The sequence below is a fragment of the Paenibacillus sp. FSL M8-0228 genome (assembly GCF_038007385.1).
Lineage (GTDB): Bacteria > Bacillota > Bacilli > Paenibacillales > Paenibacillaceae > Paenibacillus > Paenibacillus polymyxa_D.
In genome coordinates, this window is sequence record NZ_JBBOXA010000001.1 from 2,151,725 (window position 1) to 2,167,249 (window position 15,525).

At 46.5% G+C, this 15,525-nt stretch carries 14 protein-coding genes; 13 read left to right on the top strand and 1 reads right to left on the bottom strand.

Going from position 1 to position 15,525, the window contains the following annotated elements; translation table 11 throughout:
• The first annotated feature begins 101 nt into the window (after window positions 1-101).
• The 8 genes from lepB to MKY98_RS10140 all read left to right on the top strand — a co-directional run bounded on the left by lepB (window position 102) and on the right by MKY98_RS10140 (window position 7,917).
• On the top strand, window positions 102-728 hold the full coding sequence (gene lepB, locus MKY98_RS10105; protein WP_029514995.1) for a signal peptidase I: 627 nt from the start codon (window positions 102-104) through the stop codon (window positions 726-728).
• Window positions 729-814: 86 nt separating this feature from the next.
• A complete protein-coding gene (gene ylqF / locus MKY98_RS10110) occupies window positions 815-1,675 on the top strand; it encodes a ribosome biogenesis GTPase YlqF (protein WP_029514994.1) in 861 nt (286 codons plus the stop codon).
• Between the two features lie 209 nt (window positions 1,676-1,884).
• Window positions 1,885-2,532 (top strand): ribonuclease HII, encoded by a 648-nt coding sequence (locus MKY98_RS10115; RefSeq protein ID WP_081317567.1) that lies wholly within the window; start codon window positions 1,885-1,887, stop codon window positions 2,530-2,532.
• Between the two features lie 90 nt (window positions 2,533-2,622).
• Complete coding sequence (locus MKY98_RS10120) at window positions 2,623-4,749, top strand: DNA ligase (RefSeq protein WP_069011395.1); 2,127 nt, start codon at window positions 2,623-2,625, stop codon at window positions 4,747-4,749.
• The gene (locus MKY98_RS10125) at window positions 4,746-5,045 is read left to right on the top strand and encodes an EscU/YscU/HrcU family type III secretion system export apparatus switch protein (RefSeq protein ID WP_023988176.1); all 300 of its coding nucleotides are present in this window, start codon (window positions 4,746-4,748) and stop codon (window positions 5,043-5,045) included. The genes MKY98_RS10120 and MKY98_RS10125 overlap by 4 nt, the downstream gene beginning before the upstream one ends.
• The gene (locus tag MKY98_RS10130; RefSeq protein ID WP_029516978.1) at window positions 5,045-5,428 is read left to right on the top strand and encodes a YraN family protein; all 384 of its coding nucleotides are present in this window, start codon (window positions 5,045-5,047) and stop codon (window positions 5,426-5,428) included. The genes MKY98_RS10125 and MKY98_RS10130 overlap by 1 nt, the downstream gene beginning before the upstream one ends.
• 155 nt (window positions 5,429-5,583) lie before the next feature.
• Window positions 5,584-6,135: a nitroreductase family protein gene (locus MKY98_RS10135; RefSeq protein WP_069011396.1), complete on the top strand. Its 552-nt coding sequence runs from the start codon at window positions 5,584-5,586 to the stop codon at window positions 6,133-6,135.
• A gap of 162 nt (window positions 6,136-6,297) precedes the next feature.
• Window positions 6,298-7,917: a YifB family Mg chelatase-like AAA ATPase gene (locus tag MKY98_RS10140; RefSeq protein WP_069011397.1), complete on the top strand. Its 1,620-nt coding sequence runs from the start codon at window positions 6,298-6,300 to the stop codon at window positions 7,915-7,917.
• Between the two features lie 281 nt (window positions 7,918-8,198).
• On the opposite strand, the gene MKY98_RS10145 is transcribed toward MKY98_RS10140, so the two are convergent.
• On the bottom strand, window positions 8,199-8,627 hold the full coding sequence (locus tag MKY98_RS10145) for an organic hydroperoxide resistance protein (RefSeq protein WP_013370662.1): 429 nt from the start codon (window positions 8,625-8,627) through the stop codon (window positions 8,199-8,201).
• 147 nt (window positions 8,628-8,774) lie between these two features.
• Here MKY98_RS10145 and MKY98_RS10150 point away from each other — a divergent pair, with 147 nt between their 5' ends.
• The 5 genes from MKY98_RS10150 (at window position 8,775) to topA (ending at window position 15,521) form a co-directional block, all read left to right on the top strand.
• Window positions 8,775-9,245, top strand: a complete 471-nt coding sequence (locus MKY98_RS10150) for a MarR family winged helix-turn-helix transcriptional regulator (RefSeq protein WP_039274724.1) — start codon at window positions 8,775-8,777, stop codon at window positions 9,243-9,245.
• A 336-nt stretch (window positions 9,246-9,581) separates the two neighbouring features.
• Window positions 9,582-10,742: an ADP-forming succinate--CoA ligase subunit beta gene (gene sucC / locus MKY98_RS10155; protein ID WP_029516982.1), complete on the top strand. Its 1,161-nt coding sequence runs from the start codon at window positions 9,582-9,584 to the stop codon at window positions 10,740-10,742.
• Between the two features lie 49 nt (window positions 10,743-10,791).
• Window positions 10,792-11,721 carry a succinate--CoA ligase subunit alpha gene (gene sucD / locus MKY98_RS10160; RefSeq protein ID WP_029516983.1) on the top strand — a complete coding sequence of 310 codons (930 nt, stop codon included), beginning with the start codon at window positions 10,792-10,794 and terminating at the stop codon, window positions 11,719-11,721.
• Between the two features lie 226 nt (window positions 11,722-11,947).
• Window positions 11,948-13,066, top strand: coding sequence for a DNA-processing protein DprA (gene dprA / locus MKY98_RS10165; protein ID WP_029516984.1), 1,119 nt, complete (start codon window positions 11,948-11,950; stop codon window positions 13,064-13,066).
• Window positions 13,067-13,418: 352 nt separating this feature from the next.
• Complete coding sequence (gene topA / locus MKY98_RS10170) at window positions 13,419-15,521, top strand: type I DNA topoisomerase (RefSeq protein WP_029516985.1); 2,103 nt, start codon at window positions 13,419-13,421, stop codon at window positions 15,519-15,521.
• Window positions 15,522-15,525 lie beyond the last annotated feature (4 nt).

The window sequence follows — 15,525 nt, forward strand, 5'->3', positions numbered from 1 at the left end:
TACAACGAATAACGAAAGGGGCTTGGTTACAAGCTCCTTTCGTTTTTTCTACGTACATAGGGAACTGTGGATTATTGACCGTAAAGAGAGGACAGTGAGCTATGGAGCAAGAAGTAGGACAAGGAGCTGTACAGCAGCCAACTGATCAGGATGGTACGCCCAAGCGTAAACCAAAAAATGAGATTTTTGAGTGGCTCAAGGCCATCATTATTGCGTTAGTGCTTGTCTTTTTAATCCGCTGGCTTCTCTTTAAGCCGTTTATTGTGGATGGCCCGTCGATGCAGCCTAACTTTCATACCGGAGAACGCGTCATTGTGAATGAGATTTTGTATGATTTCCGTGCCCCTAGACCAGGCGAAGTGATCGTGTTTCATGTGCCGGAGGAAGGAAGAGACTTTATCAAACGCGTCATTGCCGTTGAAGGAGATACGGTCAAGGTAGAAGGTGACACAATTACAGTAAATGGCAAGCCGATTCAGGAATCTTACCTGAAAGCTCCTTTGGAAGAAGCGCATCAAAATGGCGAGCTTTACAACAAGTTTACAAATTTTCCAAATGAGAAGTTTAAGGATGGAAAAGTTCCGGCTGGGCATATTTTTGTAATGGGAGATAACCGTTCCAATAGTACAGACAGTCGGATGATCGGATATATTGATTTGAAAGAAGTCGTGGGTCGGGCTGACGTTATTTTCTGGCCGGCGAAAGATATGCAGTGGATTAACCACTAGAATAACTAATAAGCAGCATAGCTGCCGTAATCCTAACTAAGAGCCTAAGGGTAAAAGTTGGAGTTACGCACAATGGGGTGATGACGGTGACGATTCAATGGTTTCCTGGTCACATGACCAGAGCGCGCCGCCAAATTGAAGCAAAATTAAAGCTGATTGATTTGGTTATTGAGCTGATTGATGCTCGATTGCCGCTCTCCAGCCGAAATCCAATGATTGATGATATTTTGCAAGGCAAGCCGCGAATGATTATATTGAATAAAGCAGATTTGGCGGACCCCGTAGTATCACAGCAATGGATTGCCTACTTTAAGGAACAGGGGCATGTGGCCTTACCAGTGGATGCCACAACTGGAACGGGGCTAAAAGAAATCCCGATTCAGGCTAAGCTGTTGCTTAAGGAAAAGATAGATCGGCAGATTCGGAAGGGAATGAACCCGCGTCCTATGCGTGGGTTGATTGTTGGTATTCCGAATGTCGGTAAATCGACACTGATCAACCGAATGGCGGGACGTAATATTGCAGCTACGGGTGACCGTCCAGGGGTAACGAAGGCACAGCAGTGGATCAAGATCGGTGAAATTGAATTGCTGGATACACCAGGTATTCTATGGCCTAAATTCGAGGATCAGAATGTAGGCTATCGTCTGGCTGTTACAGGTGCGATCAAGGAAGAAATTCTGAATGTCGAGGATATTGCTTTTTTTGCGACTAAATATTTGGTCCAGTACTATTGGGATGTAATGGCAGAGCGCTTTGAGCTCACCAAACGTCCTGAAGATACAGAAAATCCTGATGAAATTGTCAACGTCATGGAAGCGATCGGACGTAAACGCGGCTGTATTGTTAGCGGCGGACGTGTGGATCTTGAAAAGGCGTCAAAAATCATTTTGCGTGAGCTGCGTGCAGGGAAGCTGGGACGGTTCAGTCTGGAAGCTCCTTACTGATTCTACAGGTACACCGATACAGAACATAGCACTTTGTGGCAAGGAAGAACCTTCCCCATCTCTCCGGAGAGGAGGAAGGTTTTTTTGGTATTTGAAGGCAGTTAGAAAAGGGTTTTGGACGATGAAGGTCTGTGGTAAGCTGAATTCAATCGCTAGAGCTACGGCATGAATGACGCGTTAAACTACATATAGATGGGCAGGTATTGAATATGGAAGATAAAGAGATTGTAGTGAAGGACATGCTACATTATGAAAAAAAATGCTGGGAGCAGTCTTGTGAGCGGATTGCAGGAATTGACGAGGTAGGTCGCGGATGTCTGTTTGGTGATGTTGTGGCCGCAGCAGTCATTTTACCAGTGGGTGAGTTACTGGAAGGTGTGGATGATTCCAAAAAATTGACGGATAAGAAGAGAGAAGCGTACTACGAGCTGATTATGGAGAAGGCCATTGCTGTAGGAGTTGGCTATGTAGATGCGCAGACGATTGATGATATCAATATTAAGCAAGCAGCTCGTTTGGCTATGAAGCAGGCTATTGAGGCTTTACATGTGTCTCCTGATTATTTACTGGTGGATGCAGAAAAGGTAGATGTGCCTATTCCTCAGCTCGCTATTATTAAAGGAGATGCGAATAGTCAGTCTATTGCGGCGGCCTCTATCATCGCCAAGGTAACCCGTGATCGGCTGTGCAAAGGTGAATGGGATGCGAAGTATCCGGAATATGGGATCGGTATACATAAAGGTTACGCTACCAAGTTGCATAGGGGACAAATTTTGGCGCTAGGACCTACAAAGATGCATAGACGCAGCTTTCTGGGCAATCTGTTGACGGAGCAACCGACGCTGTTTGATCTGTGATTACTTATTATGAATCGGGACAATGCCGATATAAAGGATAACTAATACCATAAGCCCCTTTGAATGGGGGAGAGTGAGAGGAGGGGCGATATGAACATCGGATCTGTATTTCGTGGATTACTTGGAGATGTGAAGGCTGGAGAGGCTAAAAAGCTTGATATGCAGCCAGGTCAGGTCGTACGAGGAGTCGTGCTAAAGGTGTCTGAGGACGGCGGCGAGGCTGTGTTGCAAATACAAGGTTCTCAGGTCAGGGCAAAGCTGGAGACCCCTCTTCAACCTGGGCAGACTACAACGTTTCAGGTTCAACCGGCTTCCCCCAGCGGAATGACGGTGCTTAAACCTTTGAACGATGTGGCCAATACACCACAGCAAACCGTAGCGCTGACAGATGTATTGGAATCGGTGGGACTGCCGGATACAGCTCAGAACAGGGAGCTTATACAGGCAATGCAAAAGAATGGTGTGCCGTTGACATCTGAAAATGCGGCTTCTTTGCGAGAAGCTATGGCGAAGCAAAGTGGCAATGTACAGTTGGGAACGTTTGTGCAGGCGGCGGCAGTTGCTTTTCAGCGGGGACTTCCATTGACGGCAGAAAGCATAAACGGATTGCGTCAAGCGATGTTTGGGCCCCCTTTAAATGATCTGTTGTCTTCGCTGGAGCAAGAACTTGAAGCGGTGTTAAAGCAGCAAGGACAGGGAACGCCTACTGACCGTTCAGTAGGGGAAGCAAGCACAATAAAAAGCACTGACCGAACGTCAGTTAGTCCAACAGGCACTTCTTCTGTGGTGATTGCAGATGGACAGGAAGGCCAAGCTTTAACATTGTCCAAGGATGCTTCTGCCTCTGCTGCTACAAAACAGGCAGAAACAGGACAACAAGCCACAGGTGGCAAGGAATTGTTAAAAGGGACTCAGGCAGCCAATCTCGCTGCTACAGTAAGCGAAGCGAGTGTTTTGGCTACAGATTCGGATACTTCGGCGGGATCTACTGCATTTGCATCCAACGGGACTGCTTCAGAAGAACCGCAAGCAGTTAGCGGGCGAGGAGCGACAGTGGTATTGGATGCTGGTGCCAATGCGGCTGAATCGGGCGCTGCTGATGCATTAAACGGCTCCCGCGTCAAAGCGGAGCAACAACAGCAAGCTACTGCGGCAGGTACGCAGCTTAAGGATGCCGATGGTGCTCCAACTCCGGCCACGGCAGAGCCTACGGGGACGAAGTCTGCCTTAAACGCAGTCATGGCAGACCGTCCTTCCGCACAGCAAGCCGCTGGCTCTACGCTACCATCCGCGGCGAACAACGTTACTGCGCCAGAGGCGCCGCTCCAGCGGCTGCGCCTCCTGCTGCAAGAGCTGCGTGCAGCCGTGCCACCCGAACTGAGCACGGCTGCACCAGACCAGTCCACGGGAGAGGTAGCGCAGCCGGCGGCTGGCGCCTCGCGGACTGCGGATGCCGCTGCTTCACAGCCTGCGGCATCCAGCCCGCAGCTCACCCCCACGGAGGATCCGTGGGTGGGCCGCGTACTGAAGCTGCTCGGTGCAGAGCATGAGCAGCAAGTACACCGCGCGACTACACAGGTCGCGCAAGGGGCGACGGCACGTATGGAGTCGCCAGAGGGAATGCCCCAGACACTGCCGGGATTAGCGGCTACGTCAGGCGACACAGTGTCAGCAGACGCAGCCACCGTAAAAGGTGCGCTGCTCCAGCTGATGAGCAGTGACGACCTGCCGCCCGCTTTGAAAGAGGCGGCTCAGCAGGTTGTACAGCACCTGACAGGTCAGCAGTTGCTGCTCAATACAGACCGAACGGCGCCTTTTGCACAAGTACACATGTTTATACCGTTCGTTGGACCGGACGGTCGTGAAACAGCTACGATCCAGATTCAGTCTCGCCGCGGCAAACGGGGAGAACTGGACGCCTCCAACTGTCGTCTTTGGTTTGATTTGGACATGAAGGGGCTTGGACCGACCCTGGTAGATGTCCAGGTTGTAGATCGGATTGTAAGTGTCAAGCTCCATAATGATCATGAATGGGCGGCTTCGTTGTTAACCAGTGGGCGTGAGTCCATTCACACAGCGTTGGAGTCACTAGGATACCAACTTCTATCGCTTCGTACCGAGCCCATGCCCATAAGGACTGAACAGAACAGCCTCGTCTCTTCTGAAGTACAAAGCTATGTACCTCAGCCGTATAAAGGAGTCGATCTTAAAATATGAAAGAGCCGTTGGAGCCTCCTTCTCCTTCCATAAAGAAGGCGGTCGCCCTTAAATATACGCCTGGTGAGAGCGAAGCACCGATTGTCGTTGCCAAAGGGAGCGGCCGTATTGCGGATAGCATTTTAGAAAAAGCTAAAGAACATGGTGTTCCGGTACAGGAGGACGCTGCGCTGGTTGAAGTACTATCCAAACTTGATTTGGACGAACAAATCCCTGCTGAGCTCTATCAGTTGGTGGCAGAGGTGCTTACCTATATTTATCAAATGGATCGACTTGCATCAAGGGATGACTGGTGATGAGGAATGAGATGAAGGCTGGAGGCAAGGATCAACGGAAAGCCAAAGGAGCGATGGGCGAAGAGGCAGCGGCTTTGTTTTTAGAAAACTTGAGTTACCGTATCATAGAGCGTAATTGGCGATGCCGCAGTGGTGAAATAGATCTGATTGCCAAGCAGGAGCATACATTCGTGTTTATTGAGGTACGTAGTCGTAGTAGCTCCAAATATGGAACGCCAGCAGAATCAGTTACTACGCGTAAAATAGCCCAAGTTCGCCAAACAGCTGCTGTATATTTGCATATGAATGGGATTGGAGATGCTCCGATCCGCTTCGACATGATTTCTGTACAATTAACTGACGAAAAGGCAGTTGTTACGGACCATTTAATAGGTGCATTTTAAAAGAGTAAGAGCTTTCGCGAAGGTAAGAGTGCGGGACTGAATTCAAATGTGCAGGTTGACATGAAGGAAAGCTACAGGTATATTTTATTGAGAATAGTTATCATTTTCATCTTAAAATGAATATCGAGAAGTTGTACCTGTGAAGGAGGATTTACGTGACAAAGCATACCTTTAGTGAACATGTCATAGATGTAATTCAGGAACGTCGAACGATTAAACGATTTAAATCCGACTCCATTCCGGTAGAAACGATCAAAGAACTGTTGGACGTCGCTGTGTGGGCTCCTAATCATAAAATGCGTGAGCCGTGGCGTTTTTTGTTGTTTGCTGGTGAAGGACGGAAAAGGCTTGCAAAAGCCATTGCAGCCGATATTGGTAAAGACAACAAGTTTGAAAGTGGAATTCTGCACAACCCGATTCAGCTTTTAGTGGTGATGGAAGAAGATCCGCGTCAAGCGGTTTGGGATGAGGATTTTGCAGCGGTCAGTGCGCTTGTACAAAACTTTATGCTTGCCGCATGGAGCAAAGAAATTGGAACGTTTTGGGTGACAAAGCCATTTTTGTATTCGCCTAAGTTCCGTGAGCGCTTGGGAATTCAACCGGGTGAGAAGGTAATAGGAATGATATATGCAGGCTATCCTGACGTTATCCCAGAATCAAGGCCACGTACTCCGGCAGCCGATAAGCTGACCTTGTTTGACAAATAATCTTTCGTTAGATAAACTTAGTCAAGAATTTTGAAAGCATGTTCAGAGCTAAAATTACGAACATTATATTTGCAATAAATGAAAATTTGGAAGCACCTTTTTTCATATAGGCAATGATTCCCGAGAGGGACATTTCAATATGAGGAGAGGTGCTTTTTTGATATGTATGGAAAATTACATGGAGCTTGCCTATATGGGATAGATGGCGTTCTGATCGAAGTTGAGACTGATTTGTCCAATGGCTTGCCTCAGACCGCAATTATCGGATTGCCAGATTCAGCGATTCGAGAGGCAGTAGAGCGTGTGAGAGCAGCAATCAAAAACTGCGGTTTCAAATATCCGTCCCAGCGTGTCACGATTAACTTAGCTCCTGCAGATTTGCGTAAGGAAGGCTCATCTTTTGATCTTGCTATCGCTTTAGGCTTGCTGACAACCAGCGGACAGGTTGTTTTACCAGTAGGGGAACGAACGCTGTTTATTGGCGAGCTGGCACTGGATGGCAGCATTCGTCCTGTAAATGGGGTGTTGTCTATGGTTGATCTGGCCAAGCGAGAAGGATTCGATTCCGTGCTGCTTCCTCAAGAAAACGCAAGCGAGGCTCGTCTAATTGCGGATATACGTATTTACGCTATACGCCATCTGGTGGATCTTATCCCGGTTAATGAGCATGCACAAGGCACCCCGGACGGCCAAGTGACCAATCAAAATTGTACTGCCAGTAAACAAGTTATAATCCATTCCTATGACCATTTATCCCAAGCAGAGCATATAGCGTTGTGCGAGCAAGAGGAACTAGCCAGTAATATGGAGGATTACAGCGATGTGCTGGGTCAGCTACACGCCAAACGTGCGTTAGTTATTGCTGCAGCAGGAATGCATAATATTTTGCTTATGGGGCCGCCGGGTGCTGGAAAAACGATGCTCATCCGCAGATTGTCCTCTATCCTGCCGCCTTTGACTGAAAAGGAGTCGCTAGAAGTGACCAAGGTATACAGCGCAGCAGGAAAATGGAAGGAGTCATCGCCCCATCTCATGCATGTTCGTCCCTTCCGTTCGCCTCATCATACGATCTCTGCTGCTGGATTGGTAGGCGGAGGAGGCATACCCAAACCAGGAGAAATCAGTCTTGCACACCGAGGGATTTTATTTCTGGATGAACTGCCTGAGTTTAGCCGTCATGTACTAGAAGTACTGCGCCAACCTTTGGAAGACCACAATGTCACGATCAGTCGTTCACGTGCTGTTTTTAAGTATCCGGCGCATTTTTTACTTGCTGCCTCTTTAAATCCGTGCCACTGTGGCTTTTTCGGAAATGATACGGAACATCAGCGCTGTACCTGTTCACCTGCAGCAGTCGCTCGATACCGTTCACGTATTTCCGGTCCACTGCTGGATCGGATCGATCTTCAGCTTGAAGTATCGCAGCCGAAGGATTGGCGGGAGGAAAAAGAATCATTGTCGTCCGCTGAAATGCGAAGGCAGGTGTTGGCTGCTCGAGCAATACAAATCCGCAGATACAGCAAGCTTCCTTTTTCATGGAATAGTGAGCTGTCCGGTCAGCTGCTGCGTAAATATGCGGTATTAGAACAAAATGCAGCGGAGTTGCTTGACCAGACGATGGATGCACTTGGTTTAAGCATGCGTGCGTATGATCGAATTCTCAAGCTGTCCCGCACCATTGCAGACTTACATGAGTCAGAGAAAATTACGACTTCACATGTGGCTGAAGCTATTCAATACCGCCAGATGGATAGAGCAAATTCCAATTTTCCCGAAATGTAAAGAGGCGATAAAATTAGCAGATACAGCACGATCATTTTTATGAAAAAGTTTTTCCCGAAGGGTATGTATACGAGAGAAAACGGAAATAAGGACAAAAAAAGCTCCAGGCAAAAAGACCTGGAGAAGCAAAAAAAGATTATGACAATAGTGATTATACTATGAATATATCAATTTCGTATATACGATTATGCATCATCTCCCATGTTACTTGATGGAAAAACAACAAGCCCCTCGACCAATACGGTTCAGGGGCTTGTTGTGAAATTCATTCTAACTCTATGTTACAAAACGTTCAGCTTCACTTCAATATTACCGCGGGTAGCGCGGGAGTATGGACATTGTTCATGTGCGCCTTCCACCAGTTTTACCGCAGTTTCATGATCAACGCCTTTGACCAGAACGTCGAGGTTTACTCCGATTCCGAAGCCGCCGTCTTCGACTTTGCCAAAATGGACCGTAGCTGTGACTTCGGTACCTTCATGTTTAACACGTTGCATGCGAGCGACCATATTTAAAGCACTGTCAAAGCAAGCAGAATAACCTGCTGCGAATAGCTGCTCTGGATTCGTACCTGTACCGCCGGCGCCACCCATTTCTTTTGGAGTATCAATATCTAAACGAAGTTCAGGGGAAGAAGACTCGATATAACCGTTACGTCCACCAACTGCTTTTACTGTTGTTTCATACATTTTTTGTTGAATGGTCATCATAATCCAATCACTGCCTCTCGCTCAATTTATATTTTACACAATTTAATTTATCAAAATAATTATTGTTTGTAAAGTATTTCATGCAATTAGAATGTACTTTGCTATATAATGTGCTAAAATAATGACGAAAGTAGGTGACTAGACAGTATGGAAAATAATTCTAATGAACACGCAGCGTTGAAACTTGATAATCAGTTATGCTTTGCCATATATGCATGCTCCAGAGAGATTACGAAGCTATACCAGCCTTATCTGGAAAAGCTCGGTGTGACGTACTCACAATATTTGGTGCTAATCGTGCTCTGGGAGCGTGAAGAGTGTACAGTGAAGGAATTAGGTGAGGCACTATATTTGGACTCCGGCACACTAACTCCGCTATTGAAGAGATTGCAGAACGCCGGGCTGATCGATCGAAAGCGTTCCACTCAGGATGAGCGTAAGGTGCTGATTTCTTTGACGACAGAGGGAATCGCATTACGGGAAAAAGCTCTGTCTGTACCTGGATGCATCCAGGAAAAAACAAGTATGACCCATGATCAATTTGGGTCGCTTCTGCTCCAATTCAATGATCTGCTCGATCGTGTTCATCAAGCGAATGTACAAATCGAAAAATCATAAGGTATTTTCAGTTGCTCTGCGAATCTTACGGCATGAGTTAATCTCCACTGAAAGAAAAAATACCTAATCATGCTTGAAGAAATAAAGTGCCTCTTAATGCGGATTAGTAATCCCATATTGTAGAGGTGCTTTTTTTGTGTGAATTTGTATTATATATAATATCCAATAATATCCAAACATTCGATTTTGGGAATGATAATGATATCAAAATACTGTAATTCATAAGGTTAAATTATAAGGAAAGCGTTTTAAAAACATGTTACAATGATGTAGGTTTAGTATAGATTTCCTTGTGAACCGCCCTTGTTGCAGTCATGTTGATAGGAGGATTCCAGAATGAATATCCATGAATATCAGGGTAAAGAAGTATTGAAACAGTACGGAGTGGCTGTACCGAACGGTAAGGTTGCCTATACGGTGGAGGAAGCCGTTGCTGCGGCAGAATCGCTTGGGAGCGCTGTTACGGTGGTAAAAGCACAAATTCATGCTGGTGGACGCGGTAAAGCGGGTGGCGTGAAAGTTGCCAAAGGTTTGGATGAGGTGCGGACTTTTGCTGCTGAAATTTTGGGTAAGGTGCTGGTGACGCATCAGACCGGACCTGAAGGTAAAGAGGTCAAACGCCTTTTGGTTGAGGAAGGCTGCGATATTCGTAAAGAATATTACGTCGGTGTTGTCGTAGATCGTGCGACTGGACGTATCGTAATGATGGCCTCAGAAGAAGGCGGTACGGAAATCGAAGAGGTGGCTGCAGCCACTCCGGAGAAGATTTTTAAAGCGGTTGTTGATCCAGCGATTGGGCTTCAGGTGTATCAGGCCCGTAAGTTGGCGTATGACATTAATATTCCTAATGAACTGGTAAACAAAGCAGTCAAGTTTATGCTGGCGCTATACGAAGCTTTTGTGGACAAGGACTGTTCGATTGCAGAAATCAATCCCTTAGTCGTTACGGGTGATGGGAATGTACTGGCGTTGGATGCCAAACTGAATTTTGATTCTAATGCGTTGTTCCGTCACAAGGATATTTTGGAATTGCGTGATTTGGATGAAGAGGATGAGAAGGAAATTGAGGCATCTAAATACGATCTAAGCTATATTGCTCTGGATGGAAATATTGGCTGTATGGTCAATGGTGCGGGTTTGGCGATGGCAACCATGGATATTATCAAATATTACGGTGGCGATCCGGCCAACTTCCTAGACGTGGGGGGCGGTGCGACGACGGAAAAGGTAACCGAAGCGTTCAAAATCATTTTGTCCGATCCGAAGGTAGAAGGTATTTTCGTGAACATTTTCGGCGGAATTATGCAGTGTGACATCATTGCGAACGGCGTCGTGGAGGCTGCCAAACAGTTGGGGCTGACTCGTCCGCTTGTTGTCCGTCTTGAAGGGACGAATGTTGGGCTCGGTAAACAGATTTTAGCGGAATCCGGTTTGAATATCGTGGCAGCCGATTCTATGGCGGATGGCGCCCAAAAAATCGTCGAACTTGTTCAATAGCCTGTTTGCATTCCGATATGCCGAATAAACGATAGGGGATGTGAAGATCGTGAGTATTTTGGTCGATAAGCATACAAAGGTGATTACACAGGGGATTACGGGAAAAACGGCGTTGTTTCATGCCAAGGGTGCACTTGATTACGGTACACAAATGGTAGGTGGCACCTCTCCAGGTAAGGGGGGCACCGAGGTAGAAATTACACTGGAGAACGGACAACAGGTCAAATTGCCAGTGTTTAACACAGTGAGCGAAGCCAAGGAAGCTACTGGCGCAACAGCGAGCGTGATTTACGTGCCACCGGCTTTTGCAGCAGATTCCATTTTGGAGGCTGTAGATGCGGATTTAGATCTCGTGATTTGTATCACGGAGGGCATTCCGGTGCTTGATATGATTAGGGTCAAACGTTTTATGGAAGGTAAAAAGACCGTTCTGATTGGCCCTAACTGTCCAGGTGTTATTACACCAGGAGAATGTAAAATCGGTATTATGCCAGGTTACATTCATCTACCAGGTCATGTAGGCGTTGTGTCACGTAGTGGCACTTTGACCTATGAAGCAGTGCATCAGTTAACGACCCGGGGTATAGGACAATCTTCCGCTGTTGGTATTGGCGGTGACCCCGTTAAAGGTTCGGAATTCATTGATATTTTGCAACGTTTCAATGAGGACCCCAACACTCACGCTGTCATTATGATTGGAGAAATTGGGGGTACAGCCGAGGAAGAGGCTGCTGAGTGGATCAAGGACAATATGACGAAGCCGGTGGTTGGTTTTATCGGCGGTGTGACTGCGCCTCCGGGCAAACGGATGGGGCATGCTGGTGCCATTATTTCTGGCGGAAAAGGAACGGCTAAAGAGAAAATCGCCACGCTTGAAGCCTGCGGGATCCAGGTGGCACCGACTCCTTCCGAAATGGGCTCGACACTGGTAAGTGTGCTGGAAGCACGTGGTATTTTGAATTTGTGCACGACACATTAAATCGTGTTCCTTCATTAATATACAGGCCATAAAACGCATCGAAATTTGCCGCAGGCTAGTGTATAATGAAAGAAAGGTAAGCAACCTTTTTATCTTCTGAAACAGGGGATGAAAAGGTTGCTTTTTTTGCGTTAAGACAGGCTTATCAGGGAAACGCTTGCAAAATGACTCATTGTGCCACAAAATAAGGGAGGGTTCACTCTTCCGTGAATGGGGGAACCATAGTTTGGAAGAAAGATGGCTTTTGTTAGGCTTACATGAGTTAGAGGGAATCGGAAGAAAAACAATCCAGCGTATTTGGTCGAGTGACTATCAATTGCATGAGCTACTGCATTTTAGCGAACAAAAATGGATTGAGATAGGGTTAAGCCCTGCTCAGGCACGCATTGCGGCCCAGTGTTACGATGAAGAATGGGTGCATGAACGATATCAGCGAGTCCAATCCGGTGATATTGGAACGGTAACTTATGTGGACGAGGATTATCCCCTATTAATGAAGGAAACAGTTGATCCACCCTGGGTAATGTATACAATAGGGGATAAATCACTTTTGCATACATGTTCTGTAGCCATGGTAGGAACTCGCGTTCCCACCGCTTATGGACGTAGAGCAGCGGAGATACTAACAGAGGGATTATGTAATGCAGGGATTACAATAGTTAGCGGATTGGCGAGAGGCATTGACAGTATTTGTCACGAAACAGCCCTGCGCCGGGGAGGAAACACGATTGGTGTACTGGGAACAGCGATCGATCAAATTTATCCTCCCCAAAATGCGTCTTTATTTGCAGAGCTGGCTAGCAAAGGCTTGATCGTATCAGAGTATCCTCCAGGCACAAGGTCGCATCCGGGAATGTTTCCACAACGTAATCGGATTATAGCCGGCCTAACGAAGGGAACGCTTGTCGTCGAAGCAGATGCAAGAAGCGGTTCTTTGATTACAGCTGATGCTGCGCTAGAGGCAAATCGAGATGTGTTTGCTGTTCCCGGACCCATTACGTCACCGAAGAGTAGAGGCACGCTGAGCTTGATTAAGCAAGGAGCCAAAACAGTCACTGAAGCTTCGGATATTATTGAGGAGTATGAAGCGGATTTGCGTACAAGGGAGGTTTCTTCATACAATAGAGAGCAGAGTCCTAATCTGAAGGAGGTCTCCAAATTGCCAGAAAGTGAGACTTCTGAGGAAAACCGTGTCATACTGTTGCTCGAACAGGGAACCATGACTCTGGATGAACTGCTCGATGCTACGGCATGGGATTTTGGACTTTTACACGCAGTTCTGTTATCGTTAATCATAAAAAAAAGGATCGCCCAGCTAGCGGGCACAAAATACAAGCTTATTTAGTAGTTGTTTTTGCAAAGTCCTTAGTAAATGCACAAATTCAATTTTAAACATCAGGTGGAGGGCAGTATGGCATTTATCCGCGCCGCGGATTCCTACTCCTTCCCCACTTCCTGAAATGTGTTGAATTTATAGCTCGTACTAGTGAAGCGTTGGATTTGAACTTGGAAAAGCGACAGCGTTCGCCTTTGTAATGGAATTCTAACTTTATCGAAGGTTTATAAAATCTAAGAATTCCGTTACAAACAGCAATTGTAAGATCAATTCCATCGTGTAACTTCTCTACGAACTATAGCTCACCACATTTCAGGAAGTCTATCATACTCATGTGTGTAATTGAGAGGAGGAAGAGCCTATGGCGGATTCACTCGTCATCGTGGAATCGCCTTCCAAGGCGAAGACGATCGGCAAATACTTAGGCAGCAAATATATCGTCAAGGCTTCCATGGGTCATATCAGGGATTTACCGAAGAGTCAGATCGGCGTAGAGGTCGAAAATGATTTTAATCCCAAATACATTACCATTCGAGGTAAAGGCTCAATTCTAAAAGAATTAAAGGATGCCCGAAAAAAAGTGAAAAAAGTATATCTGGCGGCTGACCCGGATCGCGAAGGTGAGGCTATTGCCTGGCATCTAGCGCATGCGCTGGAACTGGACGATACGGCAGATTGCCGTGTGGTATTTAATGAAATTACAAAGCAGGCTGTCAAAGATGCTTTTAAAACACCCCGTAAAATCAATATGGATTTGGTCAATGCTCAACAGGCACGACGGATACTGGATCGACTTGTAGGCTACAAAATCAGCCCGTTGCTCTGGAAAAAGGTGAAAAAGGGCCTATCCGCTGGGCGTGTGCAGTCGGTTGCGGTGAAAATTATTCTGGACCGGGAAAACGAGATCAGTGAGTTTGTACCAGAAGAATACTGGACGATTACAGCTAAACTAGCTATTAAAGACAGCACCTTTGAAGCGAAATTTCATAAGCTGCGCGGTGAAAAGAAAGAACTCTCCAGCGAAGCGGATGTACAAGAAGTGTTGGAAGCTATCGGAAAATCGTCTTACAAGGTGCGCGATGTGAAAGAGAAAGAGCGTTTACGCAATCCTTCTCCTCCATTCACAACAAGTTCCTTGCAGCAGGAGGCGGCTCGGAAGCTCAACTTCCGTGCTTCTAAAACGATGTCTGTAGCTCAGCAGCTATATGAGGGTGTGGATTTAGGTAAAGAAGGGACCGTGGGTCTAATTACGTATATGCGTACGGATTCCACACGGATCGCCGCTTCAGCTCAAGAGGAAGCGAAAGAATTAATTATTCAAAAATATGGCGAAGCTTTTGTACCTGAAACTCCTCGTCAATATTCAAAAAAAGCGGCCAACGCCCAAGATGCGCATGAAGCGATTCGCCCAACCTCTGCGTTACGCGAACCGGAAACAGTTAAACCGTTTATGAGTCGGGATCAGTTCCGTTTGTACAAATTGGTATGGGAACGTTTCATGGCCAGCCAGATGGCTTCTGCTATTATGGATACTTTGTCCGTAGATATTGAAGCGGGTGAGACGATATTCCGGGCAGCAGGTTCGAAGGTTCGTTTTCCAGGTTTCATGAAAGTGTATGTAGAGGGAAATGACGACGGTAAAACCGAAGAAGATAAACTGCTGCCACCACTTCAACCAGGCGATAAATTAAAAAAAGAAGCAGTTGAGCCGAAGCAGCATTTTACACAACCGCCTCCCCGTTATACGGAAGCGCGACTTGTTAAGACGCTGGAAGAACTGGGTATAGGACGTCCAAGTACGTATGCGCCGACGCTGGAAACCATTCAGAAACGTGGGTACGTTGCTATTGAAGAGAAGAAGTTTTTCCCTACAGAGCTGGGCGAATTGGTCATCGAACAGATGGAGGAGTTCTTTCCAGAGATTTTGAATGTGGAATTTACAGCTCATATGGAAGGTGATCTTGACCACGTCGAAGAAGGCGAAGGTAATTGGGTCAAAGTGTTGAGTGACTTTTACGAGTCATTCGAGAAGCGACTTGAAGTGGCTGAAGAAGAAATGAAAGAAATTGAAATAAAAGATGAAGTATCCGATGTTATTTGTGATAAGTGTGGCAGCCAAATGGTCTATAAGCTTGGCCGATTTGGTAAATTCCTGGCCTGTTCTGCTTTTCCAGATTGCCGTAACACAAAGCCAATTGTTAAGGATATCGGGATTGATTGTCCTACATGCGGTGAGGGACATGTTGTCGAACGACGAAGTAAAAAGGGACGTATCTTTTACGGATGTGACCGCTACCCGGAATGTGATTTTGTATCCTGGGATAAACCGTCCATTAAGCCTTGCCCAAGTTGCAGTAGCCTAATGGTTGAAAAACGTACGAAACAAGGAACGAAGCTCAACTGTACTGTCTGCGATCACAGCGAAATGCTGGAAGAGAGCGATGAGAGTGTAGAGACTTCTTAAGAAC

What these genes read in the sequence shown, in the direction of transcription:
- MKY98_RS10130 (WP_029516978.1), top strand. Translation starts at nt 5,045, where the DNA reads ATGAGGAATGAGATGAAGGCTGGAGGCAAGGATCAACGGAAAGCCAAA.
- MKY98_RS10140 (WP_069011397.1), top strand. Translation starts at nt 6,298, where the DNA reads ATGTATGGAAAATTACATGGAGCTTGCCTATATGGGATAGATGGCGTT.
- MKY98_RS10115 (WP_081317567.1), top strand. Translation starts at nt 1,885, where the DNA reads ATGGAAGATAAAGAGATTGTAGTGAAGGACATGCTACATTATGAAAAA.
- topA (WP_029516985.1), top strand. Translation starts at nt 13,419, where the DNA reads ATGGCGGATTCACTCGTCATCGTGGAATCGCCTTCCAAGGCGAAGACG.
- MKY98_RS10120 (WP_069011395.1), top strand. Translation starts at nt 2,623, where the DNA reads ATGAACATCGGATCTGTATTTCGTGGATTACTTGGAGATGTGAAGGCT.
- MKY98_RS10145 (WP_013370662.1), bottom strand. Translation starts at nt 8,627, where the DNA reads ATGATGACCATTCAACAAAAAATGTATGAAACAACAGTAAAAGCAGTT.
- sucC (WP_029516982.1), top strand. Translation starts at nt 9,582, where the DNA reads ATGAATATCCATGAATATCAGGGTAAAGAAGTATTGAAACAGTACGGA.
- lepB (WP_029514995.1), top strand. Translation starts at nt 102, where the DNA reads ATGGAGCAAGAAGTAGGACAAGGAGCTGTACAGCAGCCAACTGATCAG.
- MKY98_RS10125 (WP_023988176.1), top strand. Translation starts at nt 4,746, where the DNA reads ATGAAAGAGCCGTTGGAGCCTCCTTCTCCTTCCATAAAGAAGGCGGTC.
- MKY98_RS10150 (WP_039274724.1), top strand. Translation starts at nt 8,775, where the DNA reads ATGGAAAATAATTCTAATGAACACGCAGCGTTGAAACTTGATAATCAG.